Annotated in this window: 23 protein-coding genes; 10 read left to right on the plus strand and 13 right to left on the minus strand. The window is 64.6% G+C overall.

The window, feature by feature from the left end; translation table 11 throughout:
• Nucleotides 1-9: 9 nt before the first annotated feature.
• From PCA31118_RS06255 to PCA31118_RS06285, 7 genes are read left to right on the plus strand one after another with little or no spacing between them, the layout of a single operon-like run.
• Nucleotides 10-543, plus strand: a complete 534-nt coding sequence (locus PCA31118_RS06255) for a chemotaxis protein CheW (protein ID WP_150624085.1) — start codon at nt 10-12, stop codon at nt 541-543.
• On the plus strand, nt 540-1,985 hold the full coding sequence (locus PCA31118_RS06260) for a CheR family methyltransferase (protein WP_150624087.1): 1,446 nt from the start codon (nt 540-542) through the stop codon (nt 1,983-1,985). The genes PCA31118_RS06255 and PCA31118_RS06260 overlap by 4 nt, the downstream gene beginning before the upstream one ends.
• Nucleotides 1,982-2,641 (plus strand): chemotaxis protein CheW, encoded by a 660-nt coding sequence (locus tag PCA31118_RS06265; RefSeq protein WP_150624089.1) that lies wholly within the window; start codon nt 1,982-1,984, stop codon nt 2,639-2,641. The genes PCA31118_RS06260 and PCA31118_RS06265 overlap by 4 nt, the downstream gene beginning before the upstream one ends.
• The gene (locus tag PCA31118_RS06270; RefSeq protein ID WP_150624091.1) at nt 2,638-5,109 is read left to right on the plus strand and encodes a hybrid sensor histidine kinase/response regulator; all 2,472 of its coding nucleotides are present in this window, start codon (nt 2,638-2,640) and stop codon (nt 5,107-5,109) included. The genes PCA31118_RS06265 and PCA31118_RS06270 overlap by 4 nt, the downstream gene beginning before the upstream one ends.
• On the plus strand, nt 5,106-6,113 hold the full coding sequence (gene cheB / locus PCA31118_RS06275) for a chemotaxis response regulator protein-glutamate methylesterase (RefSeq protein ID WP_150624093.1): 1,008 nt from the start codon (nt 5,106-5,108) through the stop codon (nt 6,111-6,113). The genes PCA31118_RS06270 and cheB overlap by 4 nt, the downstream gene beginning before the upstream one ends.
• 42 nt (nt 6,114-6,155) lie before the next feature.
• A complete protein-coding gene (locus PCA31118_RS06280) occupies nt 6,156-7,199 on the plus strand; it encodes a diguanylate cyclase (protein WP_425495327.1) in 1,044 nt (347 codons plus the stop codon).
• Nucleotides 7,200-7,214: 15 nt separating this feature from the next.
• The gene (locus PCA31118_RS06285; RefSeq protein WP_150624095.1) at nt 7,215-7,964 is read left to right on the plus strand and encodes a glutathione S-transferase; all 750 of its coding nucleotides are present in this window, start codon (nt 7,215-7,217) and stop codon (nt 7,962-7,964) included.
• 9 nt (nt 7,965-7,973) lie between these two features.
• Here the strand turns inward: PCA31118_RS06285 and PCA31118_RS06290 are convergent, their stop codons facing one another.
• The 3 genes from PCA31118_RS06290 to PCA31118_RS06300 form a co-directional block, all read right to left on the minus strand.
• Nucleotides 7,974-8,576 (minus strand): GNAT family N-acetyltransferase, encoded by a 603-nt coding sequence (locus tag PCA31118_RS06290; RefSeq protein ID WP_150624097.1) that lies wholly within the window; start codon nt 8,574-8,576, stop codon nt 7,974-7,976.
• Nucleotides 8,577-8,741: 165 nt separating this feature from the next.
• Nucleotides 8,742-10,202: a TAXI family TRAP transporter solute-binding subunit gene (locus PCA31118_RS06295; RefSeq protein ID WP_150624099.1), complete on the minus strand. Its 1,461-nt coding sequence runs from the start codon at nt 10,200-10,202 to the stop codon at nt 8,742-8,744.
• Between the two features lie 130 nt (nt 10,203-10,332).
• Complete coding sequence (locus PCA31118_RS06300) at nt 10,333-11,256, minus strand: LysR family transcriptional regulator (protein ID WP_246190108.1); 924 nt, start codon at nt 11,254-11,256, stop codon at nt 10,333-10,335.
• Nucleotides 11,257-11,519: 263 nt separating this feature from the next.
• Here PCA31118_RS06300 and PCA31118_RS06305 point away from each other — a divergent pair, with 263 nt between their 5' ends.
• The gene (locus PCA31118_RS06305) at nt 11,520-12,710 is read left to right on the plus strand and encodes a M20 aminoacylase family protein (RefSeq protein WP_150624101.1); all 1,191 of its coding nucleotides are present in this window, start codon (nt 11,520-11,522) and stop codon (nt 12,708-12,710) included.
• Nucleotides 12,707-14,026: an MFS transporter gene (locus PCA31118_RS06310; RefSeq protein ID WP_217431250.1), complete on the plus strand. Its 1,320-nt coding sequence runs from the start codon at nt 12,707-12,709 to the stop codon at nt 14,024-14,026. Before PCA31118_RS06305 ends, PCA31118_RS06310 begins: the two co-directional genes overlap by 4 nt.
• 136 nt (nt 14,027-14,162) lie before the next feature.
• Here PCA31118_RS06310 and PCA31118_RS06315 read toward each other — a convergent pair whose 3' ends face one another.
• The 8 genes from PCA31118_RS06315 to PCA31118_RS06350 form a co-directional block, all read right to left on the minus strand.
• Nucleotides 14,163-15,545 carry a hypothetical protein gene (locus PCA31118_RS06315; RefSeq protein ID WP_150624103.1) on the minus strand — a complete coding sequence of 461 codons (1,383 nt, stop codon included), beginning with the start codon at nt 15,543-15,545 and terminating at the stop codon, nt 14,163-14,165.
• Between the two features lie 173 nt (nt 15,546-15,718).
• Nucleotides 15,719-17,218 carry a M81 family metallopeptidase gene (locus tag PCA31118_RS06320; RefSeq protein ID WP_150624105.1) on the minus strand — a complete coding sequence of 500 codons (1,500 nt, stop codon included), beginning with the start codon at nt 17,216-17,218 and terminating at the stop codon, nt 15,719-15,721.
• Complete coding sequence (locus tag PCA31118_RS06325; RefSeq protein WP_150624107.1) at nt 17,215-18,477, minus strand: Zn-dependent hydrolase; 1,263 nt, start codon at nt 18,475-18,477, stop codon at nt 17,215-17,217. Before PCA31118_RS06325 ends, PCA31118_RS06320 begins: the two co-directional genes overlap by 4 nt.
• A gap of 71 nt (nt 18,478-18,548) precedes the next feature.
• The gene (locus PCA31118_RS06330; RefSeq protein WP_150624109.1) at nt 18,549-19,250 is read right to left on the minus strand and encodes an ABC transporter ATP-binding protein; all 702 of its coding nucleotides are present in this window, start codon (nt 19,248-19,250) and stop codon (nt 18,549-18,551) included.
• A complete protein-coding gene (locus PCA31118_RS06335) occupies nt 19,247-20,014 on the minus strand; it encodes an ABC transporter ATP-binding protein (RefSeq protein ID WP_044453262.1) in 768 nt (255 codons plus the stop codon). Before PCA31118_RS06335 ends, PCA31118_RS06330 begins: the two co-directional genes overlap by 4 nt.
• Nucleotides 20,011-21,009 carry a branched-chain amino acid ABC transporter permease gene (locus tag PCA31118_RS06340; RefSeq protein ID WP_150625144.1) on the minus strand — a complete coding sequence of 333 codons (999 nt, stop codon included), beginning with the start codon at nt 21,007-21,009 and terminating at the stop codon, nt 20,011-20,013. Before PCA31118_RS06340 ends, PCA31118_RS06335 begins: the two co-directional genes overlap by 4 nt.
• A complete protein-coding gene (locus tag PCA31118_RS06345; RefSeq protein ID WP_150624111.1) occupies nt 21,009-21,866 on the minus strand; it encodes a branched-chain amino acid ABC transporter permease in 858 nt (285 codons plus the stop codon). The genes PCA31118_RS06340 and PCA31118_RS06345 overlap by 1 nt, the downstream gene beginning before the upstream one ends.
• A gap of 147 nt (nt 21,867-22,013) precedes the next feature.
• On the minus strand, nt 22,014-23,219 hold the full coding sequence (locus PCA31118_RS06350; protein WP_150624113.1) for an ABC transporter substrate-binding protein: 1,206 nt from the start codon (nt 23,217-23,219) through the stop codon (nt 22,014-22,016).
• Nucleotides 23,220-23,597: 378 nt separating this feature from the next.
• Between PCA31118_RS06350 and PCA31118_RS06355 the strand changes: the two genes are divergently transcribed.
• On the plus strand, nt 23,598-24,557 hold the full coding sequence (locus PCA31118_RS06355; protein WP_150624115.1) for a FadR/GntR family transcriptional regulator: 960 nt from the start codon (nt 23,598-23,600) through the stop codon (nt 24,555-24,557).
• Between the two features lie 4 nt (nt 24,558-24,561).
• Here the strand turns inward: PCA31118_RS06355 and PCA31118_RS06360 are convergent, their stop codons facing one another.
• Both PCA31118_RS06360 and PCA31118_RS06365 read right to left on the minus strand, forming a co-directional pair.
• On the minus strand, nt 24,562-25,584 hold the full coding sequence (locus PCA31118_RS06360) for an agmatine deiminase family protein (protein ID WP_174990360.1): 1,023 nt from the start codon (nt 25,582-25,584) through the stop codon (nt 24,562-24,564).
• Nucleotides 25,585-25,707: 123 nt separating this feature from the next.
• Entirely contained in the window at nt 25,708-26,217 is a 510-nt protein-coding gene (locus tag PCA31118_RS06365; protein ID WP_150624119.1) for a molybdopterin-dependent oxidoreductase, read from the minus strand.
• Nucleotides 26,218-26,476 lie beyond the last annotated feature (259 nt).

The raw sequence follows: 26,476 nt of genomic DNA on the forward strand, positions 1-26,476 counted from the left end.
GACTTCGACATGCTGTTCCTGCGTTTCGCCATCGCGACCGATCATTACCTCATCGAAGCCAGTCACGTGGCCGAGGTGTTGCCGTGGCTCTCGCTCAAGCGTCTGCCATCGGCACCGTCGTGGGTCGCAGGCGCGTTCAGCTATCGTGGCGAGTCCGTGCCCGTCATCGATCTGACGCGCCTCGCCACCGGAGTGGGCGCGCCTGAGCGTCGCTCGACACGGCTGGTGCTTGTGCACTACCCGGTGCCCGGACCGAACGCCCGCCGCCTTGGTGTGCTGGTCGAGCGCGCCACCGACACCCTGCGGGCGGATGCCGACGCATTCAGGTCGAGCGGTGTCGATCTTCCCGAAGGGCGTTACCTCGGTCCGGTACTCGACACCGAAGATGGCCTCGTGCAGTGGGTGCGTGTCGAACAATTGCTGAGCGATGCAGCGCGCGCGATGTTGTTCGACGCAGCGCGCGACGCCTTGGCGGATGACGTGGCCGACGCACCCGCTGTGGAGGGGGCGCATGAGGGCAATGCCATGGGGGCGCCGACATGACCCACGTGCCTGACATCGAACGCCTGTTGCGCGACACGACGGGCATCGACGCGGACACGCTCGGCATCCACGCTATCGAGCGGGCCGTGCGTGCGCGCCTCGCCGCGTTGTCGCCGGAAATGCAGGACGCCCCGCCGTACGCCCGATATTGGCAGCGGTTGCAACAGTCGTCGCACGAGCTTCAGGCATTGATCGAAGCGGTCGTGGTGCCGGAGACCTGGTTCTTCCGGCATCGCGAAGCCTTCACGACACTGGGCAGGATGGCGCAGGAGGCACGGGCCGCGCGTCGCGGCACCGCGAGCGAAAGGCAGCCGTTGCGGTTGCTGAGCTTGCCATGCTCGACCGGCGAAGAGCCTTATTCGATGGCGATGGCGATGTTCGACGCGGGGTTCGGCGCGAACGATTTCACCATCGACGCCGTCGACATCAGCGAACGCGCGCTTGCCGTGGCCCGCGAGGGGCTGTATGGCCGAAATTCGTTTCGGGGTGCGCCCGACACCCTGCTGTTCCGCGACCGCTATTTCACCTCCGAGGAAGACAATCACCGCGTCATCGGCGCGCTGCGTACGCAGGTGCGCTGGCATGCAGGCAATCTGTTCGATCCGTCGCTCGTGGATCGGCTGGGCACATTCGATTTCGTTTTCTTCCGCAATGTGCTGATCTATTTCGACCGCGACGGACAACGTCGTGCCATCGCCGCGCTGGAGCGGCTCATGCGCGTGGGCGCAACGCTTTTTGCCGGGCCCGCCGAAGGTGGAACGCTAACGAGCAACTGTCTCGCCCCGACCGGGCATGCGCAGGCGTTCTCATTCCGCGTGGCGGTACCCGCGCGCGACGTGACTCAGGCGGCGCCTTCGACCGATGCGAAACCGTCGGCGCGCGGCATACCCGCGCGGACGTTCGCACCGCCGACTCGTCCCGCACCTCCCACGCTACCGACGCGACCCACGACCGATTCGCCGCGACTCGCGCGGGCGGGCGAATCGCCGCTTGCCCCGTCCGTCGTCTCAGCTGTCGTCCCCGCTGTCGTCCCCGCCGTCGTCTCGTCTATCGGCGCCATGGCGAAGGCAGAGATAGACGTCCAGTTGACGCAGGCGCGTGCTGCGGCCGACGCGGGCGACTTCGTGCGGGCCGTCGCACTGTGTCGTGCCGTGCTGGCGGCGGACCGCGCCAACGCGCAAGCGGAGTATCTGCTCGGTCTGGTGGAAGACGCACGTAGCGATGCGCAGGGCGCGCTCATCCATTATCGACGTGCGTTGTATCTCGATCCGACCCATTACGAAGCGCTCGTGCACTGCGCCGCATTGCTCGATGCGCGTGGCGACGTGTCGGGCGCACGCCGTCTGATGGCGCGTGCCGAACGTGTCGAGCCGTCCGGCGAGACAATGGCGTCCTCCGAAACGCATGACCCGATGCAACGCCACGGAACCCGACATCGATGACCGATCGCGAACTGGCCCCTGAGGCAGGTGTCGTGGATGGCAACGCCGACCCCATCTCCTCGCAGGCAGCGAAGCCAAACGACAACGCATTGCGCAGGCAGGCGGCGGCATTGCTCGACCGGCTACCGGTGGTGCCCGTCGACCCTGCCCCCTGGCGTGCGGCGCGCGCCGATGAGAACGTGGTGCGCAGCCAGTCGCTGTTGCTCTTCCGTCTGGCCGACGAATGGCTGGCGTTGCCTGCATCGGCCATTGAAGAGGTAACGCCCATGCGCGGGTGGCACACGGTGCCGGGACACCGTCAGCGCGCGTTGCTCGGGCTCGTCAATTTGCGCGGCGCGCTCGTGCCTTGTCTGTCGCTCGGTGAGCTGCTCGGCGTACAACAGGCGCCCCAAACGCAGGGCACGCCGTCCAACACGTTGCGCGCGAGCACCGCACGCCTGCTTGCGTTACGCCATGGACCGCATCTGAGCGCGTTTCCGGTGACCGAAGTCTACGGGACCGTCGCCCCGGCCAGTACGGCGTTGGGTGCAGTGCCCGCGACGGCGCTCGGGGCGTCAGATGGCTTTGCCGTCGCCGTGTTGCCCTGGCGAGAGCATGTCGTCGGGGTGCTCGATCCGCTGCGTGTGGGCGCGGCTTTCGACAGGAGCCTCGCATGAGCGACGATCTCCGCAACGCCACGCTGCTAGACCTGTTCCGCATGGAGACGGAGACGCAGGCCCAAGTGCTCGGCGACGGGTTGCTGGCGCTCGAACGTGCGCCGACCGATGCGTCGCAACTCGAAGCCTGTATGCGGGCCGCGCACTCGCTCAAGGGGGCCGCGCGCATCGTCGGGGTCGAGGCGGGGGTGTCGCTCGCTCACGTGCTGGAAGACGCCTTCGTCGCGGCGCAGGGCGGCGCGCTCGTGCTGGACGTGCCGATCATCGATCGCTTGTTGCAGGGCGTGGACCTGCTCATGCGTCTGGCGCATCCGCCGGGGCGCGATCCGGACTGGGCGCAGGGGGCGGGCAAGACCGAAATCGATGCCTTCGTCACAACATTCACGCAAACGCTCACCTCGCGATTGGAAGCGGCGTCGAAGGGCAAGTCGCAAGGCGTGTTGGCAGAAGAACCGAGCACGTTCGACTACGCCAGCTATGGCCTGCCGACGACTGACGCCGGATCGGCGCGCGGCATGCCTCCGACGCTTGCGACGTTGCCGGTAACGCCCGCGTCAACGGACCAAACGGACAAAGCGGACAAAGCGGACGGATCGGTGCCCGTGGCCGCGTCGTCTGCGCTCACATCTGACGGTCACAGGCATGATGGCTTCGAGACCGCGCGCGACGCGGACACGTCGAACGCCCGCGAGGCCACCGACAACACATCGCGGGCGTTGCGCGTTTCCGCAGACAACCTCGACCGATTGCTGCGACTGTCGAGCGAGGCGCTGGTGGCGTCGCGCTGGTCGCAACCTTTTGCGCAGTCGTTGCAGCGCCTCAAGCGGCATCAGCACGATGCGGGCGACGCGCTCGATCGCGTGAGCTCGGCGCTGGCGCAGGTGGCCGATCGCTCGGACGAAGACCGTCAGGTATTGCTGGCGGCGCTGGCCGATCTTCGCCGTGCGCTCGGCGGAGGAAGTCAGTTGCTCGCGCAGCAGATCCACGAGCTCGACGATTTCGACCGTCGCTCGACGCAGTTGTCGCAGCGCCTGTACGACGAAGCCCTTGCGTGTCGCATGCGCCCCATCGACGATCGACTCGGCGGCTTCGCGCGCATGGTGCGCGACCTCGGGCGCTCGCTCGGCAAGCCGGCGCGGCTCGACATCCGCGGCGCCGACACACAGGTCGATCGGGACATTCTCGACCAGCTCGAAGCGCCGCTGGGGCATCTGCTGCGCAACGCCGTCGATCATGGGCTGGAAAGTGCGCAGGCGCGCGTGGCGGCAGGCAAACCGAGCGAAGGCGTCATCACGCTCACTGCACGTCACAGCGCGGGTCTGTTGCTGGTCAGTGTGGCCGATGACGGCGCAGGGATCGACATCGAGCGCGTACGCGAGACCGTGGTCCGGCGCGGGCTGGTGACGCCGGACACCGCCGCGCGACTCGATGACAATGAACTGCTCGAATTCCTGATGCTGCCGGGATTTACCCTGCGCGATACGGTGACGGACGTCTCGGGACGTGGCGTCGGCCTCGATGCGGTGCGTGCGATGGTGGCGACGGTGCGCGGCACGGTGCGCATCGAGCACACGCCGGGGCGTGGCACCAAAGTGACGCTGCAATTGCCGCTGACGCTTTCGGTGGTGCGCAGCCTGCTCGTCGAAGTCGCCGGTGAGCCCTATGCGCTGCCGCTCGCAAACTTGTCGCGTACGCTGGCGTTGCCGCAGGAACGCATCGACATGCTCGAAGGGCGTCCGCATTTCACGCTGGACGGCAAGCAGATCGGGCTCGTGAGCGCGCAGCAGGTGCTGTGCGGCACCGCGCCTGCGGGGCTTGCGGGCGATCAACCCGTCGTGGTGTTCGGTGAGGGTGACGCGCGTTACGGGCTGGCTGTCGACAAATTCCTCGGCGAGCGCATGCTCGTCGTGCAACCGCTCGATGCGCGCCTCGGCAAGCTGCCCAATATTGCCGCTGGCGCGCTCGCGGAAGACGGCTCACCGCTGCTCATCATCGACACGGCGGATCTGGTGCGCTCCATCGCCAAGGCGGTCGAGATGGGCGCGCTCGATCGGTTGCCGGTGCGCGCAACGCAATCGGGCGGACGTGCACGCAAGCGCGTGCTGGTCGTCGACGATTCCCTGACCGTGCGCGAGCTCGAACGCAAGCTGCTGGCCGCGCGCGGCTACGACGTGAGTGTGGCCGTCGATGGCATGGATGGCTGGAACGCAGTGCGAAGCGAAACGTTCGACATGGTGATCACCGATGTCGACATGCCGCGCATGGACGGCATCGAACTGGTGACCCTGATCAAGCGCGACACGCGCACGGCGGAATTGCCGGTCATGATCGTTTCCTACAAGGATCGTGAGGAAGATCGACAACGCGGACTCGATGCGGGTGCCGACTATTACCTCGCGAAGGGCAGCTTCCATGACGACGCGTTGCTGCGCGCTGTTGTGGATCTCATCGGGGAGTCGGGGTCATGAGAATCGGGATCGTGAACGATTCGGTCATTGCGGTGGAGGCGTTGCGACGCACGCTGGCACAGCGACCGGGCTTTGATGTCGCGTGGGTGGCACACGACGGCGAGCAGGCCGTGCGAATGTGCTCGCCCGTGCCGCCTGACCTCGTGTTGATGGATCTCGTCATGCCCGTGATGGACGGCGTAGCGGCCACACGCGAGATCATGCGGCGCACGCCGTGTCCGATTCTGATCGTGACGTCCGACGTGGGCCATCACGCTAGTCTCGTGTTCGACGCCATGGGTGCGGGCGCGGTGGATGCCGTCGATACGCCGGTGCTGGGTGGCGCGGAACTCGCGCGTCCGGCATCGTCGTTGCTCGCCAAGATCGAAGCCGTTGCGGCGCAGCATGCCGACGCCAGCGCGCCGCAACCGGTGGTTGCGCAGCGTGTCACCGGCAGCACCGATGCGCTGGTCGCCATCGGCGCGTCCGCCGGTGGCCCGGCCGCACTGGCGACGCTGCTGGGGCGGCTGCCCGAGAACTTCGGCGCAGGGGTGATCGTCGTACAACATGTTGACGACGCCTTCGCGCCGGGCATGGCGACGTGGCTCGATCAGCAGACGCCGCTTTCGGTGCGATTGGTGGAAGCGGGCGAGCGCCCGGTGGCCGGTGCGGTGCTGCTCGCGGGCGGCAATCGACATTTGCGGGTCGATCTGAGCGGGCGCTGCGTTTTTACCGACGAACCTCGCGATGCGGTGTATCGTCCGTCCATCGATGTATTTCTGCGCAGCGTTGCCGAGAACTGGCGATCGCGCGCGGTGGGTGTGCTTCTGACCGGCATGGGGCGCGATGGCGCCGCAGGGCTTGGCGCGATGCGCACACAGGGCTTCATTACCATTGCACAAGATCGGGCGACGAGTGCGGTGTACGGTATGCCGAAAGCGGCCGCCGAGGCCGGCGCCGCGTCGCAGATTCTGCCGCTGCCCAATATCGCACCACATTTGGTGACCTTGTTCGGCACGCTGTAATCGGACAGCGCAGCAGCGTCAAAAGGAGAGGGAAAAACAACAATGACGACAATTCCGCACCAACTCAGGCCAGACCCGCAACCGATCGGCTCGGAGAGCAGCCTGAGCGAATCGTCGGCGATGGTGTTGCTCGTCGACGATCAGGCAATGGTCGGCGAAGCAATCCGCCGCGCCCTGAGCGGCGAGCCGAACATCGATTTTCACTACTGTGCGAACCCGGACGATGCCTTGCGCGTTGCCGAACAGACACGACCGACCGTCATCCTCCAGGACCTCGTGATGCCGGGCACCGACGGTCTCTCGCTCGTGCGGCAGTATCGCGCCAGTCCGCTCACGCGCGACATCCCGATCATCGTGCTCTCGACGAAAGAAGAACCGACGATCAAGCGCGAGGCGTTCGCCGCCGGCGCCAACGACTATCTGGTCAAGCTGCCCGACACCATCGAGCTGGTCGCACGCATTCGGTACCACTCCCGGTCGTATATGAACCTGCTGCAACGCGACGAAGCGTACCGCGCGCTGCGCGAGAGCCAGCAGCAATTGCTCGAGACGAATCTGGAGCTGCAGCGGCTCACGCATTCCGATGGCTTGACGGGACTGGCCAACCGACGTTACTTCGACGAGTATTTCGGCGCGGAATGGCGACGTGCGCTTCGCGAGCAACGCGAGTTGGCGCTGTTGATGATCGACGTCGACAACTTCAAGATTTACAACGACACGTACGGTCACATTGCGGGTGACGAGGTGTTGCGCCGGGTGGCGCGCACGATGGCGGAAGCGGCGGCGCGTCCCGCGGATCTCGCCGCGCGCTTCGGTGGCGAGGAGTTCGTGATGGTGTTGCCCAACACGTCGGCGAGCGGCGCGGCTGCGATTGCGGAGAAAGTGCGTGCGCAGATCGAAGCGATGGCGATTCCGCACGTCGGGTCGGCCAACGGCCGACATGTGACCATCAGTCTCGGTGGTGCGGCGCTCGTGCCGCGCACACACATGGCGTCGACGTCGTTGATCGAGTCGGCGGATCTGGCGCTGTATCGCGCCAAGCAACAGGGCAAGAATCGCGTGGAGATGCAGCCGGGCGCTTCCTGAGCCTGAGGAGGGTGCATGACCTTCGAGCTGTTCTATTGGCCGGGCCTGCAAGGCCGTGGCGAGTTTGTCCGCCTCGCCTTCGAGGCCGCCGGTACACCGTATGTGGAGATCGTGCAGGGTGATGAGCCCGGTCAGGGGATGGACGGTCTGCTGCACGCCATGGACGATCCCGCGTGCATGGACCCGCCCTTCGCCCCGCCGTTTCTGCGTATCCGTCATGCCTCGGGCGACGAGCTGATCGGCCAGACGGCGAATATTCTGGCGTATCTGGGGCCATTGCTCGGCCTCGTCGGCGAAACGCCGCGCGCGCGACGCTGGGTCAATCAGCTACAACTGACGATTGCCGATCTGGTGGCCGAGGTTCACGACGGTCATCACCCCATCGCCAGTCGTCTCTATTACAGCAATCAGAAGGCTGAAGCGCGCAAGCGCACCGCAGACCTGATCGATTATCGGCTGCCCAAATTCTTCGGCTACTTCGAGCGGGTGCTCGCGAACAATCCCCACGCGGGCGGATGGCTGTCGGAAGGCGCCATGTCGTATGCCGATCTGTCGCTGTTTCAGGTGATCGAGGGGCTGCGCTACGCATTTCCGCGTGCGATGTCCGGCTTCGCGAAAGCATTCCCGCGCTGTCAGGCGGTGCACGACGCCGTGGCCAGCGCACCGCTTGTCGCGGCGTATCTGGCATCGCCCCGACGTATCCCGTTCAACACCACGGGCATCTTCCGTCATTACAAGGAACTGGACCGCACCTCGCCGTTTTGAGCGCGCCGCTTATTCGGGCAGCGTGGTGTCGCCTGCGTTAAGGGGGCGTTGCATGAGAACGGTGTCGATCCAGCGGCCGAACTTGAAGCCGACGGATTTGAGCATGCCCGCGTGCTGGAAGCCGCAGGCGGCGTGCAGGGCGAGGGACGCCTGATTGCCGCTGTCGCCCACGTTCGCGATCAGTTGGCGCCACGGACCGCCTTCGCAGCGCGCGATGAGCGTGAGCAACAATGCGCGCCCCACACCTTGCCCGATGGCGTCGGGCGCGATGTACACGGAGTCTTCCAGCGTGAACCGATACGCCGAGCGGGGCCGGTAATGCGTGGCGTATGCGTAGCCCAGCACCCGGGCGTCGCGCTCCGCGACCAGATACGGCAGACCCGCATCGAGCACCTTTGCGCACCGGGTGCGCATCTCAACCTCGTCCGGCGGAATCTCTTCGAAGGACGCGGATCCGTTGCGCACGTGATGCGCGTAGATCGCGGTGATGGCAGGCAGGTCGTCGTCGCGTACCGGACGCACAGTGCATGCACTTCGCGCGAGGTCGGTGCCGACACGGCGCGGCGCTTGCGTAGCGGAAGAGGACGAATGCGGGGCGTTGGACGACGACATACGATGGCGCGAGCGTGGGTTTTCGGTTTTCACAACGGGCCGCACAAATGGCCACACAAACGGGCACACAAACGGTCCGTGACTGTCAGCAGTGTGCGCCGCTCTCCTCTATAAGAAAAGCTGGCGCTGGTTATGAAATGCATAAGTATTTCTTTGAGGTGAGGCTCATGCGTGCTTCGTGTCCGCTTCCTTACCCGCTGCTTCGGCGTCGTCTTCCGCTTTCCCGGGCGAAGGCGGTACGCCGCCTGCGCGCTGAACGGCATCGCCGCCCGACGTGGCGTGCGCTGCGTTCATGGCGTCGAGGCGTTGACGCACGAAACTGATGTGTTCTCGCAGCACGTAAAACTGGGCCGCGTACGCCAGCGGAATCTTCAGCCGGTTGACGGCGGCCTCGATGGTGTCGAGTCGTTCGCGCAGACTTTGATACTCGGTGTGAGCGTCGTCCGCCAACGCTTCGCGCTCCAGCGCGATGAGTCCGCCGTACCAGCGGTACAGACGCGACTTCACGCGCCAGCTATAGAGCGACGGCACCAGTCGGAACGCCGGGATCAACACCACGATGATCGGCACGAGCAGCACGACGATGCGGTCGGCAAGGCTGGCGATCCAGAACGGCAGATGACGGTAAAGGAAACCCTTGCCCGACTTGTAGTAGCGCGCGGCGTCGTCGGAGATCGGGAATTCATGCACTTGTGCGGAGGGAAACTCCCCGGCGCGTTGCATCAGATTCGCCTTGCCGTGGACCTCGCGTGCCGCTTCGATCAGCAGATCGGAGAGCGCCGGATGCAGGCTCTCCCGCGCCACGAGTTCGACGGTCGGGCTGATGACGTGCACCGGTTGCGCGGGCAGATTGCGACCGAGATCGAAGACGCCGCGCGGCAGCGTCAACTGATTGAGATAGGTGAAGCGCCGCGTGTAGGCGTCTGCCTGCGCGAAATCCATGAGGCGAATGCCGGGCGTGCGAATGAGCTTGCCCATGGTGGGGCCGGTCGCCGTGTCGCCGGTGAGCATGGCGGCGTCGACACGGCCGTCGATCAGCGCCTGAGCGGCTTCCTGCCCGTCGTAGGCCGTGAGCTTCGTCGATCCGCCGGGCTCGATGCCATTCGCCTTGAGCAATGTGAGCGCGAGAGCCCGTGCGCCGCTGCCTTCCCGGCCGATGGCGATGCGCTTGCCGGTGAAATCGGACAGTTTGGTGACGCGCTCGCCGCGATAGAACACCGAGATCGGTGCATAAAACATGCTGCCGAGCGAGACGAGGCCGTCGATGTCCAGGCCCTGCGACACGCCACCCTGCACGAGACCGAGGTCCACGTTCTCGTTGTCGTTCGCCAGACGCTCGACGTTCTGACGCGAGCCCTCCGAGGGCAGCACGTTGAGCGTGATGCCGTCGCGCGCGAGGATGGTCTTGTAACGTTGCGCTGCGCTCCAGAACGAACTGCCCTCGGGGCCGGCGCTCAGCGTGATGGTGCGCGGCGGGGCCGGTTGCACGAGCCATACGGCGAGCCAGATGGCGGCAATCGCAACCAGGACTACCGGGCCAAAGGAGACGGCGAGATCTCGCCAGGAAATCGCGACGAAGCGCGCGCGGAGTCGCCGGTGGGCGGGTTGGTTCGAGTCAGTCGTCATCGATGCATCAGGCGGGCTTGTCCAACACCCGGCCGATCATACGCCATCTACGGATGGCGATTCTGCGTGCGGCCCATTCGGCCCCATTCAGCCCCATTCGGCCCCATTGGCGGGGGCGATCACAGACGTCTCATCGCTTCGCCAGACTTTGCGCGAGTTGCTTCCACAGGTGGTCTGCGGCGGGCGAGAGGCGGCGCCCCACGCGCGTCATCATCTGGCTGGAGAATCCGGCGGCGATCGGATGATCGATCGGCACGGCCACCAGCTCACCGAGTTCGATACCGCGTCGCGCGGTAATCGCCGACATGAAGGCCACGCCGAGGCCGGCGGCAGCGAGCGTCTGCGCGGTGTTGAACAGATCGACCCGATACGCGGGAATCACGTTCAGGCGCGCCGTATCGAGCACCGAGTGCACGAACTGCTGAACGCCGTGCTCCTCGGTCATGAAGATGAGCCGCTCGTGCACCAGTTCCGAGGGCGGCACGCTCGTCATGGTCGCGAACCGGTGCGTGGGCGCCACCACGGCGCACAGCGCCTTGGCCGCAAACGGGTGGATGCGCATGGCGGGATCGTCCTCCGAGCGGGCGCACAGACCGATGTCGACGACGTCGTCGCGCACCAGCGAGAGCACCGTGGGCGTGGGGCCGGATCGGATCTCGACGAGGATGTCGGGATAGCTCATCGAGAAACGCTGCAACGCTTGCGCGATCAGCCGGCCGATGAATCCTTCCCCGACGCCGATCGCCACGCGTCCGCGCTTGAGATGCCGGTATTCCTCCAGCCGCGCCGACAGATCCCGCTGGCGGCGTTGACCGTCACGGTAATAGTCGATGAGCACCTGACCGATTTCGGTGACGATCACGTTGCGCCCACGTCGCTCGATGAGGGGAAAGCGCAGCCGCCGTTCCAGCGCGGCGACCTGTCGGCTGACGACGGAAGGATTCACGCCGAGCGATTCGGCCGCCATGCGCACACCGCCCATTGCGGCAATTTCGGCGAGGTATCTGAGCGGACGCTCGCCGATGTCGTCCATCCATGAATCGCTGGTCATCATTGATTTCACTATTGCGCTCGAACGATCGTGCCGGTCGGACATGTCGTCGCCACGCGGTCGCGCGCATGGGCGACGGCGCATGGTGGAACGTTGCTAACTTATTGAATTGGCGCCCGGTTTTTGCTGACGAGACAGGCAGCGTGCGGACAGTCCTTTTCACACAATTGTTGCCTTGAAAGCAACATTTTGACGTGCTTTGCGTCATGGGTGCGAAATTTCGTCGGTGCAATACTCCGCGTTATTCAAAAAGAGAGGAGTCCTCGATGAGCGAGAATCGCTATTGCGAGGTGAGCGACCTGGCCGACGCGCGCGAGCAGTTGGCCGACATTCGCCACCACATCCACCAACACCCCGAGCTGTCGTACGAGGAGGTCGACACGTCGCGTTACGTGGCGGACAAGCTCGAAAGCTGGGGATACCGGGTCACGCGCAACGTCGGCGGTCACGGCGTGGTGGCCTCGCTCACCGCGGGCACGAGCGCGCGCACGGTTGGCGTGCGCGCCGACATGGATGCGCTGCCGATCCACGAACAAACCGGTCTGGCCTACGCCAGCGTGCATGACGGCAAGATGCACGCCTGCGGTCACGACGGTCACACCACCGTGTTGCTCGGCGCGGCGCAGCAACTCGCAAAGACACGCAACTTCGACGGCACCGTCAACCTGATTTTCCAGCCGGCGGAAGAAGCCGGTTCGAACAGCGGCGCCGAACAGATGATTGCCGACGGCCTGTTCGAGCGTTTCCCGTGCGATGCGATCTTCGGTCTGCATAACCATCCGGGCGTCGCCACGGGCACGTTCGGTTTCCGAGCCGGTCCGCTCATGGCTGCGTGCGATACCGTCAAGGTCCGCATCCACGGCCGTGGCGGCCATGCGGCACGGCCGCATCTGGCCATCGATCCGGTGATGATCGGCAGCAGCCTCGTGATGGCGCTGCAAACCGTGGTTGCGCGCAACGTCGATCCGACCGAAGCCGCCGTGGTGACTGTCGGCACCTTCCACGCGGGATTCGCGCCGAACGTGATCCCGGAGGACGCCACGCTGGAGATGAGCGTGCGCTCGTTCTCCGCGAAGGTGCGCGCCACGCTGGAGGAGCGCATTTGTGCGTTGGTGAAGTCGCACACCGAGGGCTATGGCGCGAGCGCCGACATCGAGTACATCCGGGGCTATCCGGTGCTGGTCAACAGCGAAGCCGAAACCGAATTTGCCCGTGAGGTTGCGCAAGAACTGGTCGGTGCCGAGCACATCATCTCGCCCTTCCCGCCCATCGCGGGCAGCGAGGACTTCGCGTACTACCTGCAAAAAGTGCCTGGCTGCTTCATTCGTCTGGGCAATGGGGAAGGCAAGCCGATGCTGCACAACGCCAAGTACGACTTCAACGACGACAATCTGACCATCGGTGCGGCCTTCTGGACGCGTCTGGTCGAACGCTTTCTCGCCAAGGACCGCGCATGAGTCTCGCAACGCAATCGTATCCGGCTGGCGGCGCACAGCCGACGCAGACGTCCCCGATGTCGACCTCGCAGCAACGCAAGATCGTTTTTGCCGCCGTGATCGGCAACCTGCTGGAGTTCTTCGACTTCACGGTCTACAGCTACTTTGCGCTGACGATCGGCAAGCAGTTTTTCCCGGCGGACGATCCCATCACGTCGTCGCTGCTCGCGTTCGCCGTGTTTGCGGTGGGCTTCGTGATGCGCCCGCTCGGGGGTATCGTGCTCGGCCGTTACGCCGACCGGGCCGGTCGCAAGCCTGCGCTGACGCTGACCATTCTGCTCATGGCGATCGGTTCGGCGGCCATTGGTCTGGCGCCGACGTACGCCCAGATCGGTCTGGCGGCTCCGCTGCTGATTGTGAGCGCCCGCCTGCTGCAAGGCTTCGCGCAGGGCGGCGAGTTCGGCGCGGCCACGGCCACGCTGCTGGAAGTGGGCGGCGCGAAGAGTCGCGGCTTTCGCGCGAGCTGGCAACTGGCCAGTCAGGGTGCGGCCGCCCTGCTCGGCTCGGGTCTGGCGGCAAGCCTCGGCTTTCTGCTCTCGGACGACACGATGCACAGCTGGGGCTGGCGCATTCCCTTCTTGCTCGGCACGCTGATCGCACCGGTCGGTATTTATCTGCGTCGCCACATTCAGGAAGAGCCGCCGAAAGCGAAGACCGTGGCCGGCCGCGACGATCCGAAGCGCGGTCTGTACGTGCGCAACTGGTTCCTCACGATCTTCTCGATCGCGGGCATGTCGGTGTCGACGTACGTGATGATGTATTACATGCCGACGTACTGCATTCAGTATCTGGGGCTGCCGCCGAAGATGTCGATGCTCGCGGGCGTGGCAGCGAGCACGATCTCGTTGGTGATGTGCCCGATTTACGGCGCGTGGTCGGACAGGATGGGCAAGCGCAAGCCGCTCACGATGTTCGGGCGTGTGGCGTTGATCGTGCTGTTGTATCCGGCGTTCTGGATCATGACGCACTACCCGTCGCTGCCGGTCGTGCTCGCCGCACTGATCGTGCTGATGTTCTGTTACACGATGGGTTCGGCGCCGGCCTATGCGCTGATGCCGGAGAACTTCCCAAAGCATTTGCGCGCGGGCTACATGTCGAGCGCGTATGCGATTTCGGTGTCGGTGTTCGGCGGCACGGCGCAACTCGTCGCGGGCTGGCTGATTCGCGTGACCGGCAACAAGATGGCCCCGGCGTGGTACATGATCGCGTGCGTCGTCGTGTCGCTCATCGCCGTATCGATGTTCGAAGAAACGGGTAATAAGGTGTTGGACGAGTAATGCTTCGGTATCCGCACTTTCGGCGGATCCGCTGTTTTTTGTCGCTTAAACGAGCAAGCGCCACGCGGGGAAGCGTGGCGTTTGCATTTGGGCGGTTCAGATAGTTCGACGACTGAATTCGGCGGGATTGCCTGCTCTACTGCGGAATGTCCGCTGGGGCCATCGGTACAGGCGGTAGCGTGCTTGGACCATACAGCGCGAAGGACTGCCACTCGGGGTCATATCGAAACACGTTGCCGTCCATGGCGGTCAAGTCGACTTTGACGACCGGCATGAAGCGACCGGTTGTCGCCATGTAGTCGCGTTGGACGAACTGTGCGCCCGGCATGTCGGAATACATGAAGAAAAATGCTTCGATGCCGATTTGGAGGGGAACGTCTTGCGGCCACAAAGCAAGTATGGCTTCGTTCCACCGGCTGGCTCCTCCGCCCGGAAAAAAGGGGCGGACGTCAAGACTGAGTTGAAACGCCTCGGGATCCACGTCGAATCGGCAGGGTCCATGCAAACGCATGTATAAGACGAACGTCTCCACGCTGTTCACTCCCACGTCCTTGCACGCGGCCAGTTGTGCGCACCGATCTGGCAAGTAGGTGCCCGCGTCCTGCGCGTAGATGCAGCGCATCACCATTGGACGTTCTACCGGCGTTGCGAACTCGTTCATGATGATGCCCGCATCACCCGGTTTCCAATAGAGAGCTCTAACGTGTGCGTCTGCGCGAATGAAGGAAAAGGAGACACCGTTCGACTCTACTGAGTTCGGGCTGGGGTTCCATGATTTGAAGCTTGTGCCCCAACCAGTAGTGCGAATGACGACGCCGCTGCAGTAGTAACCGGAGCGCCCCCCGGGGCAAACCTTCTTCGTATCCGCATATCGTGCATTCAGGTTTGCGACGGTCGTATAACCGTAGTCGAGTTGATCGCGCTCGTCGTAACCGAAGGCCGTTGTGCCCTGAGGACCGAACATCACGCGCAGGATTGGCAGCCAGTGCTGCGTTCGATTGAAATAGGCGCGCTGGTACTCGAGCGCAGTAGCAAGTTGCCCCGCATTTCCCACGTCGTAGAAAATGGCTTGGGCAGCAAGCTTTTCCGGTGCAGCTGTGTCCCATAGCGTCACGCCCGTCTGGTGGGTTTGCCCCGGACAGTCGTTACATGGCGGCCCTCCGATCGACCCTGGCGGCGGGCATCCGCAAAGCAACTCGTAAGGCTGTCCGTTGCCTGCGGCGCTTGGACGATCCGCGAGGATAAATCCAACGGAGTTGTCCAACCGCGACGTCTCTATATCGCGCCTGACATAGTCGAAGTGCGCCACACCCGCCACCGACTCCTGAGGGCTGAGTGCCCAAAAGTCACCATTCACGGATGGCGGCACGCGCATGAGTACACCGGAGCACTCCTGCACCGGACTGTTGACGAAGCACTTCGATGGGGCGGATTGATACCGTTGGTTAATCAGGTAAGCAACGTCTGCACCGCTAAGCGCCCACGCGGGGAAAGTGTGTGCCAGCAGCCAGCCAGTCATCAGCACACGAGGGCATGTGGAAAAGCATCGCATGGGTCGCTCCGTCGAGCGACGTCCCGCCGATGCGCGCCGTGGGCCGTGTCCGAGACGTCCCACGTAGCTTAGGACGCAATCCGTCCCGCATCACCTGACAAGGTTGACAGGTAGCGCGCCGTACAGCCCGCCATGACGACTCATTCTCCGAACGTCACTTCCCGATCCAGCGGATACACCGGACGATTCACTCTCGAGAACGGGAACAGTGCGTAATTCGAGCTCGTCACGCCGTTGCTGTCGCATTCGACCAGTCCGGCCGAGATCGGCACGAACACCGGACGGCAGTACATGCGCGATTTGAGCAACAGGAACCGCTCGCTGCGCGGATCGAGTCCCACGCAGGTGAACACGCCGTGATCCCACGGCTCGTGCGTGCGTTCCGTCACGACGATACGCGCCGGGCCAATGTCGAACAGCACGGTGCGCCCCATGTAGCAACGCTGCCCCGTGTACGTCGGCCCAGTCACGATGTACTCGCCGTCGCTGATCTTGCGCACGATGCCGGTCAGCACCGGCGGCGTCTTGGTGATGCCCAACTGCGTGAGGGGACGTTTGTTGCCCACCGCCAGCGTGACCTCGGCGCCCTCGCCTGCCGCGATCAGCGTCGCCACGGCTTCCGGGTCACACAGCGGGCCTACGCCGATACCCGTCAGGCCGCCTGCGAGCGCGGCTTCGAGCACGTCCATCGTGTCGCAGGTGCCGCCCGACATGCAGTTGTCGCTGTGATCGAGCAGCAGCACCGGCTTATCGGCGCTCTCGGCCAGACGTTTCGCTTCCGCAATCGATTCGGCAAGCGGTGCGCTGCGATAGACGAAGCCGTCGCGCTCGTCCCACGCCTGCGCGGCGATGCGATCGGCCACCGCCTGGGCCCGTGCAACGCCATCCGCGCCGTCCTCCGCCGTCACCACGACACTGAGGCACGGCGCAGGAATGTCCGCGAGCGAGAAGCCGGAGAACACCGATACCGCCGCCACGCCTGCCTCGGCTTCTGCGCGTCGCGCGGCGTCCAGCGCCCGCTTCATCGCCCCGCCATGGCTCGTGCTGCGCAGCGAGTGCACCATCAACGGCGGTTGGCGCCACACGACCGTCGGGCGACGTTTGCCCGCCAGCATCTCGAACAATAGACGTCCGGCATGTTCGCCCGTCTCGTACATGTCCACGTGCGGATATGTCTTGAAGCCGACCACGATGTCGGCGTTGCGCACGATCTTCTGCGTAACGTTCGCATGCAGATCGAGGGCTACGGCAATCGGGGTATCGGGGGCTGCTGCACGCACGCGTTCGAGCAGATCGCCTTCGCCGTCGTCGCTGTTCTCGGCGACCATCGCACCGTGCAGGTCGAGCAGAATGGCGTCGACGCCGGTCGCCGCCTCCACGATACGGCGGCACAGCGTGTCATACGCGCTTGCTGCCACCGGCCCGCTGGGGTTGGCGCTCGCCGAGACCGGCGTCACCATCTGCGCACCTGCCGCTTCCGCCAGATCGATGAACGCGGCCATCGCCGTGCGCATGCCCTTGTTTTCGCGATACGCGTCGGCGTCGTAGGTCGGCCCTTGATTGCCGAAGGCTTCGAGCGGCGTGGGGACCGGCGAGAACGTGTTCGTCTCGTGATTCATCCGCGCGATCATGACTTTCATGCGGCACCTCCGGCGCGTTGCAGCATGGCTTGCAACAGCACGTTGCAACCGGCCTCGAGGTGCGCCGGATCGGCGTCTTCGATTTCGTTGTGGCTGATGCCGTCCTTGCACGGCACGAAGATCATCGCCGTCGGCGCGACGCGTGCGAGGTACACCGCGTCGTGGCCCGCGCCGCTGATCGCGTCCATGGACGAATAGCCGAGCGTCTGCGCGCCGGTGCGGATCGCATCGACAAGCTCCGGCGCGAACGGCTGCGGCGGGAAGTACACGACCTGCTCGATGGCGACATCGATGCCCCGCGTGCTCAATGCCGTGCATTCGGCGCGCAGCCTGGCGTTCAGTGCGTCGAGTGTCGCGTCGTCGGCGGCGCGCAGGTCGACGGAGAGTTTCACGCGTCCGGGAATGACGTTGCGCGAGTTCGGATAGTTGTCGACCCAGCCGACGGTGCCGCGTGCATGCGGCGCGTGCTCACAGGCGATGCGGTTCACGGCCTGAATCAGCTGGGCGGCGGCCAGCAGGGCGTCGCGACGCAATTCCATCGGCGTGGGGCCGGCGTGCGCTTCCATGCCGGTGATGGTCACGTCGTACCAGCGCTGGCCGAGCGCGCCCTGCACGACCCCGATCGTCTTGTCATGGGCTTCGAGGACCGGCCCCTGTTCGATGTGCGCTTCGAAGTACGCGCCGACGGCGCCCGGTTGCCCGACGGCCGACGTCTTTCCGGCATAGCCGATGCTGCCCAGCGCCTCGGCCACACTCACGCCGTCATGGTCCTTCTGGGCGAGCGCGTGTTCGAGCGAAAACGCGCCTGCATAGACACCCGAGCCCATCATCACCGGCACGAAGCGCGAGCCCTCCTCGTTCGTCCACACGGCGACTTCCAGCGGCGCCTCCGTCACGATTCGATTGTCGTTGAGCGTACGCAGGACTTCCAGTCCGGCGAGCACGCCATAGTTGCCGTCGAACTTGCCGCCGGTGGGCTGCGTGTCGATGTGGCTGCCGGTCATGACGGGGGGCAAGGCGTCATCGCGCCCGGCGCGGCGCGCGAAAATGTTGCCGATGGCGTCGATGCGCACCGAGCAGCCGATTTCCTTTGCCCACGCCACGAACAGGTCGCGACCCTGGCGATCGAGGTCCGTCAGTGCGAGACGGCAGACGCCGCCCTTGTCCGTCGCACCGATTTGCGCGAGTTGCATCAGGCTGTCCCACAGACGCGCACCGTCGATGCGCACTGCGGCAACCGGTTGATCGAGACGTTCCATGTTGTACCAATCCTTGAGAGTTACGGGCAGCGGCGAGGTCGGGGGGAGCGCGCCGCAAGACCACCGGCGGGCTACGCCACGCCCACACCGAGATAGCGGTCCTTGACGACCTCGTCGGCGAGAAACGCGGCATTGTCCGCGCCATACACGATCACGCCCTGCTCGACGATGTAATGCCGGTCGGCCAGTTGCGTGCACACTTCCAGATTCTGTTCGACGAGCAGGATCGCCACGCCGGCCTGCTTGATGAGCTTCAACTGCGCCACGATCTCCTCGACGATCACCGGGGCGAGTCCTTCGACCGGTTCGTCGAGCATGAGCAGGCGCGGGTGATTCATCAGCGCGCGGCCGATCGCGAGCATCTGCTGTTCTCCGCCGGAGAGCTGCGCGCCGCCATTCTTGCGACGCTCGTGCAGGCGCGGAAAGATGCGGTAGATATCGGCGAGCTGCCACGGCGAATCGCGACGCGCGGCCAGCTTCAGGTTCTCTTCGACGGTGAGCAGCTTGAAGATGCCGCGATGCTCCGGCACGAAGCACACACCGCGCGCTGCAATGCGATGTGCCGCCATGCCGGCGACCGGCTGGCCCATGAAGGTGATGGTGCCCGCCTTGGGTGGGACCACGCCCGCGATCGACTTGAGCGTGGTCGACTTGCCCGCGCCGTTGCGACCGAGCAGCGTGACGAGTTCGCCGTCGCCGATGCTCAGCGATACGCCTTGCAGGATGTGGCTCTTGCCGTAATAGCTGTGAACGCCTGCGACGTCGAGAATCATGCGCGGCCTCCGGTGATCATGTTGCCGAGGTAGGCGGCGCGCACGCGGTCGTCGGCGCGGATGGCGTCCGGCTTGCCTTCGACGAGTACGCGGCCCTGTTGCATCACGGTGATCGTGTCGGAAATGTCCATCACGATGTTCATGTTGTGCTCGATGAGGACGACGGTATGGTCGTCGCGCAACCCCCGGATCAGTTGCTTCATGTCGTCGAGATCGTCGATGCCCATGCCGGAGGTCGGCTCGTCCAGAAAGATCGCCTTGGGACGGGCGGCGAGCGCCATGCCGACTTCGAGGCGCCGCTGCTGGCCGTGCGAGAGCGACCCCGCCGCGGTGTCGGCATGACGTGTGAGGGCCAGGCGTGCGAGCACGTCGTCGACGATGGCGGCGCAGGCGCGCGGGCCGTCCGCCTTGCGCCAGCACGAGAGCGCGCGACGCGGCGTGACGCCCAGCGCGGCGAGCCGAAGGTTCTCGCGCACCGACAGGTTCTGAAACAGGGCCGTGACCTGAAACGAGCGGGCGATGCCGCGTTGCACACGGCGATAGTCCGCCTCGGTGGTGACGTCATGGCCGTCGAACATGATGCGTCCGCCGGAGACCGGCACGGTGCCGGTCAGCATGTGGAACAGCGTCGTCTTGCCCGCGCCGTTCGGGCCGATGACGGAATGCACCGTTCGCGGCGCCACGCGCAGATCGACGCCGTGCAATGCCGTGAACTTGCCGTAGCGCTTGACGATGCCCGAGGCTTCGATGAGAGCGTCGCTCATGTCGGGTCTCCCTGAGTGCCCTGCGGATTCAGTTTGCCGTCGCGCGCATTGCGCTTGCCGGCGATGCGGTGCCACAGTGTCTCGCCTACGCCCCACAACCCGCGATGCATGAACAGGCTCACGGCAATGAGCAGCAGGCCGAGCAGCAGCAGCCAACGCGGCCAGAGTGTTGAGAGCCAGTCGGCCGCGAGCACGTAGAACGCAGCGCCGAGCACCGAGGCGAACAGGTTTCCCGTGCCTCCGATGACTGTCATCACGAGGATCATTTCACTCGTGTGGTATTCGATGTTCGAGAGCGGCGCAATGCCCGTCATCAACGCATGCAGCGCCCCGGCCAGCGCCGTGACCGCGCCGGAAATCGCAAACGCCACGAGCTTGAACGTCTTCACGTGATAGCCGATGGCGGCCGCGCGCGTTTCGTTGTCGCGAATGGCGAGCAGCGTACGCCCGAAGACAGAATCCGCCACACGCAGCAACAGGGCGAAGACAATCAGGAAGACGATGGCGACGAAGGTGTAGTACTGCCACGGTGTCTCGAGGGCCACGAGCGTCTTGCCGCCCAGCGTGAGCGACTTGCGCGGGATGTCGAGCAGGCCGTTGTCGCCGCCGGTCCAGTCCGTCGCGGTGTAGGCGAAGAAATAGAACATCTGCGCGCAGGCGAGCGTGAGCATCACGAAGTAAGTGCCCTTTTGCCGGATCGCGAAGCTGCCGACGATGGCGGCAATCGCTGCACCCAGGACGATGGACGCGAGGATGGCCACGGGCATGGGCAACGACCAGCGCGTGAGCATGATGCCCAGCGTATAGCTGCCCAGCCCGAAGAAGATGCCTTGCCCGAACGACAGCAGTCCGGTGTAACCGAGCAGCAGATTGCAGCCGAGCACGGCCAGCGCGTAGACGAGCACTTCGGTCGCGAGCGTGCCCGACGAGAGTGTGAGCGGCAGGACCAGCGTGACGGCGGCGGCAAGCAGCCAAAAACGATAACGTACCAGCATCATCCCCTCCCGAGCAGGCCGTGCGGGCGCATGAGCAGCACGGCCGCCATCGCCACGTAAATCATCAGTCGCGCGCCTTCCGGCCAGATCGTGCTCATCAGACTCTGCACGATGCCGATGACGAGCCCGCCCACGAGTGCGCCGGCGAAGCTGCCCATGCCGCCGATCACGACCACCACGAACGCGATCCCGAGCGCTTCGATACCCATGAACGGTTCGACACCGCGCACCGGTGCGGCGAGCACACCGGCCAGCGCGGCGGTGCCGGCGCCCAGCGCGAATGCGAAGCTGAACACACGAAACACGTTGATGCCGAGCAGCGACACCATCTCCGATGACTCGCTCCCGGCGCGTATGGCGCTACCCAGGCGTGTGCCTTCGAGCAGCCACCAGAGCACGGCGGCAAAGACGGCGGTAAAGCCGATGAGGAACAGGCGGTATTTCGGGTAGATGAAGCTGCCCCACATCACCACGCCGTCGAGCGCTTCCGGCACGGCCACGTTATCGCCGAGCGGCCCCCAGACGATGATGACCAGTTCCTGCACGACGAGCGCGAGACCGACGGTGACGAGGATGTGGAACTCGTGCGCTTTCTCGTAGATATGCGAGAGCAGCACTTTCTCGGCAATCCAGGCGAGCGCGCCCACGACGATGGGGCATACGATGAGGGCCGGCCAGAACGACATTCCCCATTGCAGCGCCTGATAGCAGAAGTACGCGCCGAGAAGATAGAAGGCGCCGTGCGCAAAGTTCACGAAACGCAGCAGGCCGAAGATGATCGATAAGCCGACGGCGAGCAGGAAGTACAACATCCCGATCCCGACGCCGTTGATGACTTGTAGCAAGTAGACGTTCATGCGCGTCCCGGAGAGCTTTGGTGCAGACGTGGAACACCTTGCACCGCCCTGCTTTCGCAGCGCAGCGCAGACGACACATGCGGGGACCGTTTGACGTGTCCCCGCGAGCGACAGACTTCAGACCGCTTCAGACGGTCGATGACGGCATCAGGCCATCTTGCACTCGGTCTTGTCGAGCGGCAGGAACGATTTTCCGGCGCTGACAATGTCGGCGTAGTCGTCGGCGTTCTTCATCTTCGACTTCGCCTTGCCCTTGAGCAGGTAGTAGTTCTTGAGCACCTGGTGGTCGCCCTTGCGGATCTCTTCCGGTCCTGTCAGACCGTCGTACTTCATGCCTTCCATGGCGGCGATGACCGCTTTCGGATCGGCGCTGCCAGCCTTGACCATGCCGTCGAGCATGAGCTTGGTACAGATGTACGAGCCGGCAAGGCTGTAGTTCGGGTTCTGCTTGAAGCGGTCCTGAGTGCGTTTGACCAGATCGAGGTTGAGCGGCGACGCAACGGCGTGCCAGTACTGTGCCCCGAAATACACCCCGTCGCACAGATCGGCGCCGAGCGTTTCGAACTGTTCCAGCCCCGAGGCCCATGCCATGAGGATGGTGCAGTTCTTCTTCATGCCGAAACTCACCGCCTGGCGAAGCGTGTCGGACGATTGCGAGCCGAAGTTCAGGATCAGCAGCACATCCGGCTTGGCGGCGGCGGCGTTGGTAAGGTAGCCCGAGAATTCCTTTTCCGTCAGCGAGTGATAGCTGTTGCCGACGTGCTCGATGCCCTTTTCCTTGAAGATGTTCTTCGCGGCATTGAGCAGGCCTTCGCCGAAGACATATTGCGGCGTGATCGTGTACCAGCGCTTGGCCTTCGGCATCGATTCGATGAGCGGACGCACCGTCTGCTCGATCGCGCCGAAGGTCGGCACCGACCAGCGGAACGTGGCGGCGTTGCAATCTTTGCCGGTGATTTCGTCTGCGCCTGCCGTGGTGATGAAGATGCCGCCGGCCTTCTCGGCTTCCTTGCCCATTGCCAGCGCTTCCGAGGACAGAATGCCGCCCGCGAAGAAGCGCGCGCCCTTTTGCTGAGCGATTTCCTGCACGCGACGGATGGCGGTTGCAGGTTTACCCTCGGTGTCGAGCGTGGTGTAGGCGAGCGGGCGGCCGAGCACCTTGCCGTATTGCTCGACGATGAGCTTCATGCCGAGGTCGGCGAACTTGCCGTTGGCGGCGAACGGCCCCGACATCGGCACCGGACAGGCGAGTTGGATGGCCCCGGTGCTTTGCGCGAACACGTCGCGAGCGGAGAAAAGGGAGCCAGGCAGAGACGCCGCGGCGGCGAGCTTCAACAGTTCACGACGATTCAATTTGGTCTCCATGCATGGGAGCAATCGTTCATGGGGTGAAAACGTGCAACGCGTTACCCAATTACCCACTGATGGTCAGTGACCTGAAGAAGCGACCAGAGGCAGTGACTGCACAGCAACGACTTGCAACGTCCGGGGCCTTATTCCCATCCGTCATATTTATTATGATAAATAGGATGGATTTGATCGTAGGTATAATGTTTTTTCGTGTCAATCGGAAAAAATTCCGAGAGGGCGCGAGCCGCGACGATCGGCCGATGGCCCGGCTTTCGGGCAATTTGGGGCGATTCCGGACCATTCCGGACCATTCCGGACCATTCCGGATGATTGCGGACGATCGCGCGCGATTCGAGCGTGAACCGACTTCTGAGGCGCCACATGGCATTGGATGCACAAACGGTGCGAGAGCCGTTGGAAATCAAACAACAAAAGCGCGGCGATCTGGTCGCGGAAGCCATCAAGCGTCTGATCACGGAAGGCAATCTTCTGCCGGGCGATCGGCTGCCGCGCGAGGTCGAGTTGCAGCAGATGTTCGGTGTCTCGAAGAGCACGATTCGCGAGGCGCTCAAGTCGCTCGAAGTGCAGGGGCTCATCAAGGTGAGCACCGGACCGTCGGGCGGCGGCATGGTCGTGGAGGTGCCGCTCGATCGCACGTTCCAGCTCATGCAGAACTATCTCTTTTTCAAGGAAGTGAGCATCGACGACATCTATACGGTGCGTCAGTTGCTTGAGCCTGAGCTGGCCGCGGGAGCCGTGCCGCATCTGACCGAAGCGGATTTCGCTGCGCTGGAAAACAATATGACGTGTTGCAGCCCGGCATCGCACGATCGTCACGAGTTGCTGCGCCAGCGTCAGGCCGACGTCGATTTCCACGACATTCTTGCGGCGGCCAATCCGAACAGCTTTTTGAGATTCACCTGCGAACTCGTCAACGAGATGATTCGTCAGTTAATCGTGTTCGGCAACGAAACGCCGCGACGTGAGCATGAGAAGTTCGGCACCGCCAACGTGAACATCCATCGCGCGATCACGGATGCCGCGCGCGCGGGCGACGCCGAGCGCGTGCGCGAGTTGATGCACTTTCACATGCAGGAAGCGCGCACGTACATCAAGCGGATGAACGGCAAGCTGCGCGGGCGTCTCATTCTCGATTCGGATATCGCCGACATGCAGCAGCGTGTGCGCTCGCAGCTTGGCGGGAATGCCGCGCCTGTCACGCGCGGCAAGCGTGCCGGAGCGAAGGTCGCACAGACGGATGCGAGCGCAGCGCCGAAGCGTGCTGCACGCAAAGCGACGACGACAGCCCCCGCGCGCAAACGTCGCACGAAGGCGAGCTGACGTCTTACGACACCACGGGGGCCGGTTGCTGCTGCGTGCAGCAGTGAATACCGCCTCCGCGCTTCGCGATGGCACGCAGCGGCAGTTGCACCACGCGCCGCATCGGGAACGCCTGTTGCACGACGTTGCGCGCATGTGTGTCGGCCACCGCGTCGCCGAAGGACGCCATCACCACACCCCCGTTTGGCAGGTAGAAGTTGACATATTCGGGGGCGAAATCGGCGTCGTCTGCCAGTTCGTCGGGCAGCGCGTCGAACTCGGGTGCGCGCAGCAGACCAATGTCGAAGTGACGCCCTTTGGCGTCGCGCGCCAGGAGCAGGGCGCGTAGATTCTCGCGTGCTTCGCGCGCCCACTCGTCATCGCCGTGCGCGCCGGTGACGAGCAGTGTGCCCGGCCGCACGAAGCTGGCAATGCCGTCGACGTGTCCGTCGGTGATCGCGTCGAGCTTCGATCCGGGCAACCAGACCGTGTGTGTCACCCCCAACCAGTGACGAAAGACCGCCTCCGCCTCGCAACGTGTCAGGCCCGGATTGCGGTTCTCGTTGAGGATGGAGGTTTCGGTCACGATCAACGTGCCTTCGCCATCGACGAGCAACGATCCTCCTTCGGCCACGATGGGCGCCGCGCAGCAGCCCATCGAAGCACGCGCGCCGATCGCGCGCGCGACCCGCGCAGCGACATGCACATCGGCGTCGATAATCTGACGCGCGGCCTTTCCCCAACCGTTGAAATTCCAGCACAGCGCGTGCGCGCAAAGCGCATCGTCGAGCAGGAACGTCGGGCCGGTGTCGCGTATCCAGTGGTCGTCGACCGGAATGGGAGAAAGGGCGGCGTTCGCGGGCAGGGCGCGATGCGCTTCGTCCAGACAGGCCGGATCGACGGCGACATGCACCGGTTCGAACAACGCGATGGCATGCGCGATGCGCGCCAGTTCGCCGAGCACGTGCTGTCGTTGCGGGCCGTCGATCACGGTCTTGCCGGGCCACGCCATCCAGCAGGCGGCGTGCGGGTGCCATTCGGGAGGCATGCGCCAGTGACCTGTCGGCGCTGCGTTCGTCGCGGGGGGCTTACGGGATGGTGCCGTCATGGTTCGCGCTGCCGCAAGAAAAGTGCCGCCAGTGTAGGCGGCGCGCGACAGGCGTGGAGGTCGTCAGAGACCTGACGGTTCTGCTAGGTGGACGGTAACCCGCTTGAGCGCGCGCACCTGCCGCAGCGCCACCCGCAGGTCGCACGTCGAAATTAGGCCGATGCCCCCTTCGTCGTCACCCATCGGCTGCCCGTCGCGCTCATAGACCACCAGCGCGCCGACGCCCACCGGCGTGTTGTAGAGCTCATGCCACGAAAACATGACGGTATAGCCGTCCGCCGCCTGCGCCAGCACATAGGCCCGTGTGAAGTCGCGGGCATGCGGCAGACGCAGCTGGGCGATGTCGAGCAACGCGGTCAGTCGCACGCCCTTGTATTCGCTCGCGGTGCGTACCCTTCGTCCCGACAGGCAGACGACGTCGAGCGGACCGGTCAGTTGTGTCGGCAAACGCATCAGGGCGCACAGATCGAAGGAGTGGCGGCGCTTGACCACCCCTGAGACGACCACCTCGCGCGATGTGATTGGCGCAGGGGCGGGTGCGCCCGGGCGAGTCCCGGGATTCTCGGGAGCCATGGGAGTCTCGGAAGCCGCGGCAGGCGTGGAGCGCGAAAGTGACGCAGGCGAGGCACCCAACGGCGCCAATTTCGCGCTCGACGAGGGCAAGGGATGGATGGGCATGTCAGGTTCGGTGTGTCGGCCTGGGGGAGCCGGTCGCCTCAATATAGCGGCGGGGTTCCACGCGGACATACGACGCGCCTGATAGCGGCTATTCGCAAGACTTGAGGGGGCGCGCACAGGCGGCGGCTTGCCGATGTTGCCGGCCATCCGCGTT

Origin of the sequence: Pandoraea captiosa, from assembly GCF_902459775.1 — a bacterium.
In the GTDB taxonomy this organism is placed as follows: domain Bacteria; phylum Pseudomonadota; class Gammaproteobacteria; order Burkholderiales; family Burkholderiaceae; genus Pandoraea; species Pandoraea captiosa.

Coding starts and splice junctions, on each gene's coding strand:
- PCA31118_RS06255 (WP_150624085.1), top strand. CDS start 10: ATGCTGTTCCTGCGTTTCGCCATCGCGACCGATCATTACCTCATCGAA.
- PCA31118_RS06260 (WP_150624087.1), top strand. CDS start 540: ATGACCCACGTGCCTGACATCGAACGCCTGTTGCGCGACACGACGGGC.
- PCA31118_RS06265 (WP_150624089.1), top strand. CDS start 1,982: ATGACCGATCGCGAACTGGCCCCTGAGGCAGGTGTCGTGGATGGCAAC.
- PCA31118_RS06270 (WP_150624091.1), top strand. CDS start 2,638: ATGAGCGACGATCTCCGCAACGCCACGCTGCTAGACCTGTTCCGCATG.
- cheB (WP_150624093.1), top strand. CDS start 5,106: ATGAGAATCGGGATCGTGAACGATTCGGTCATTGCGGTGGAGGCGTTG.
- PCA31118_RS06280 (WP_425495327.1), top strand. CDS start 6,156: ATGACGACAATTCCGCACCAACTCAGGCCAGACCCGCAACCGATCGGC.
- PCA31118_RS06285 (WP_150624095.1), top strand. CDS start 7,215: ATGACCTTCGAGCTGTTCTATTGGCCGGGCCTGCAAGGCCGTGGCGAG.
- PCA31118_RS06290 (WP_150624097.1), bottom strand. CDS start 8,576: ATGTCGTCGTCCAACGCCCCGCATTCGTCCTCTTCCGCTACGCAAGCG.
- PCA31118_RS06295 (WP_150624099.1), bottom strand. CDS start 10,202: ATGACGACTGACTCGAACCAACCCGCCCACCGGCGACTCCGCGCGCGC.
- PCA31118_RS06300 (WP_246190108.1), bottom strand. CDS start 11,256: ATGATGACCAGCGATTCATGGATGGACGACATCGGCGAGCGTCCGCTC.
- PCA31118_RS06305 (WP_150624101.1), top strand. CDS start 11,520: ATGAGCGAGAATCGCTATTGCGAGGTGAGCGACCTGGCCGACGCGCGC.
- PCA31118_RS06310 (WP_217431250.1), top strand. CDS start 12,707: ATGAGTCTCGCAACGCAATCGTATCCGGCTGGCGGCGCACAGCCGACG.
- PCA31118_RS06315 (WP_150624103.1), bottom strand. CDS start 15,545: ATGACTGGCTGGCTGCTGGCACACACTTTCCCCGCGTGGGCGCTTAGC.
- PCA31118_RS06320 (WP_150624105.1), bottom strand. CDS start 17,218: ATGAAAGTCATGATCGCGCGGATGAATCACGAGACGAACACGTTCTCG.
- PCA31118_RS06325 (WP_150624107.1), bottom strand. CDS start 18,477: ATGGAACGTCTCGATCAACCGGTTGCCGCAGTGCGCATCGACGGTGCG.
- PCA31118_RS06330 (WP_150624109.1), bottom strand. CDS start 19,250: ATGATTCTCGACGTCGCAGGCGTTCACAGCTATTACGGCAAGAGCCAC.
- PCA31118_RS06335 (WP_044453262.1), bottom strand. CDS start 20,014: ATGAGCGACGCTCTCATCGAAGCCTCGGGCATCGTCAAGCGCTACGGC.
- PCA31118_RS06340 (WP_150625144.1), bottom strand. CDS start 21,009: ATGCTGGTACGTTATCGTTTTTGGCTGCTTGCCGCCGCCGTCACGCTG.
- PCA31118_RS06345 (WP_150624111.1), bottom strand. CDS start 21,866: ATGAACGTCTACTTGCTACAAGTCATCAACGGCGTCGGGATCGGGATG.
- PCA31118_RS06355 (WP_150624115.1), top strand. CDS start 23,598: ATGGCATTGGATGCACAAACGGTGCGAGAGCCGTTGGAAATCAAACAA.
- PCA31118_RS06360 (WP_174990360.1), bottom strand. CDS start 25,584: ATGCCTCCCGAATGGCACCCGCACGCCGCCTGCTGGATGGCGTGGCCC.
- PCA31118_RS06365 (WP_150624119.1), bottom strand. CDS start 26,217: ATGGCTCCCGAGAATCCCGGGACTCGCCCGGGCGCACCCGCCCCTGCG.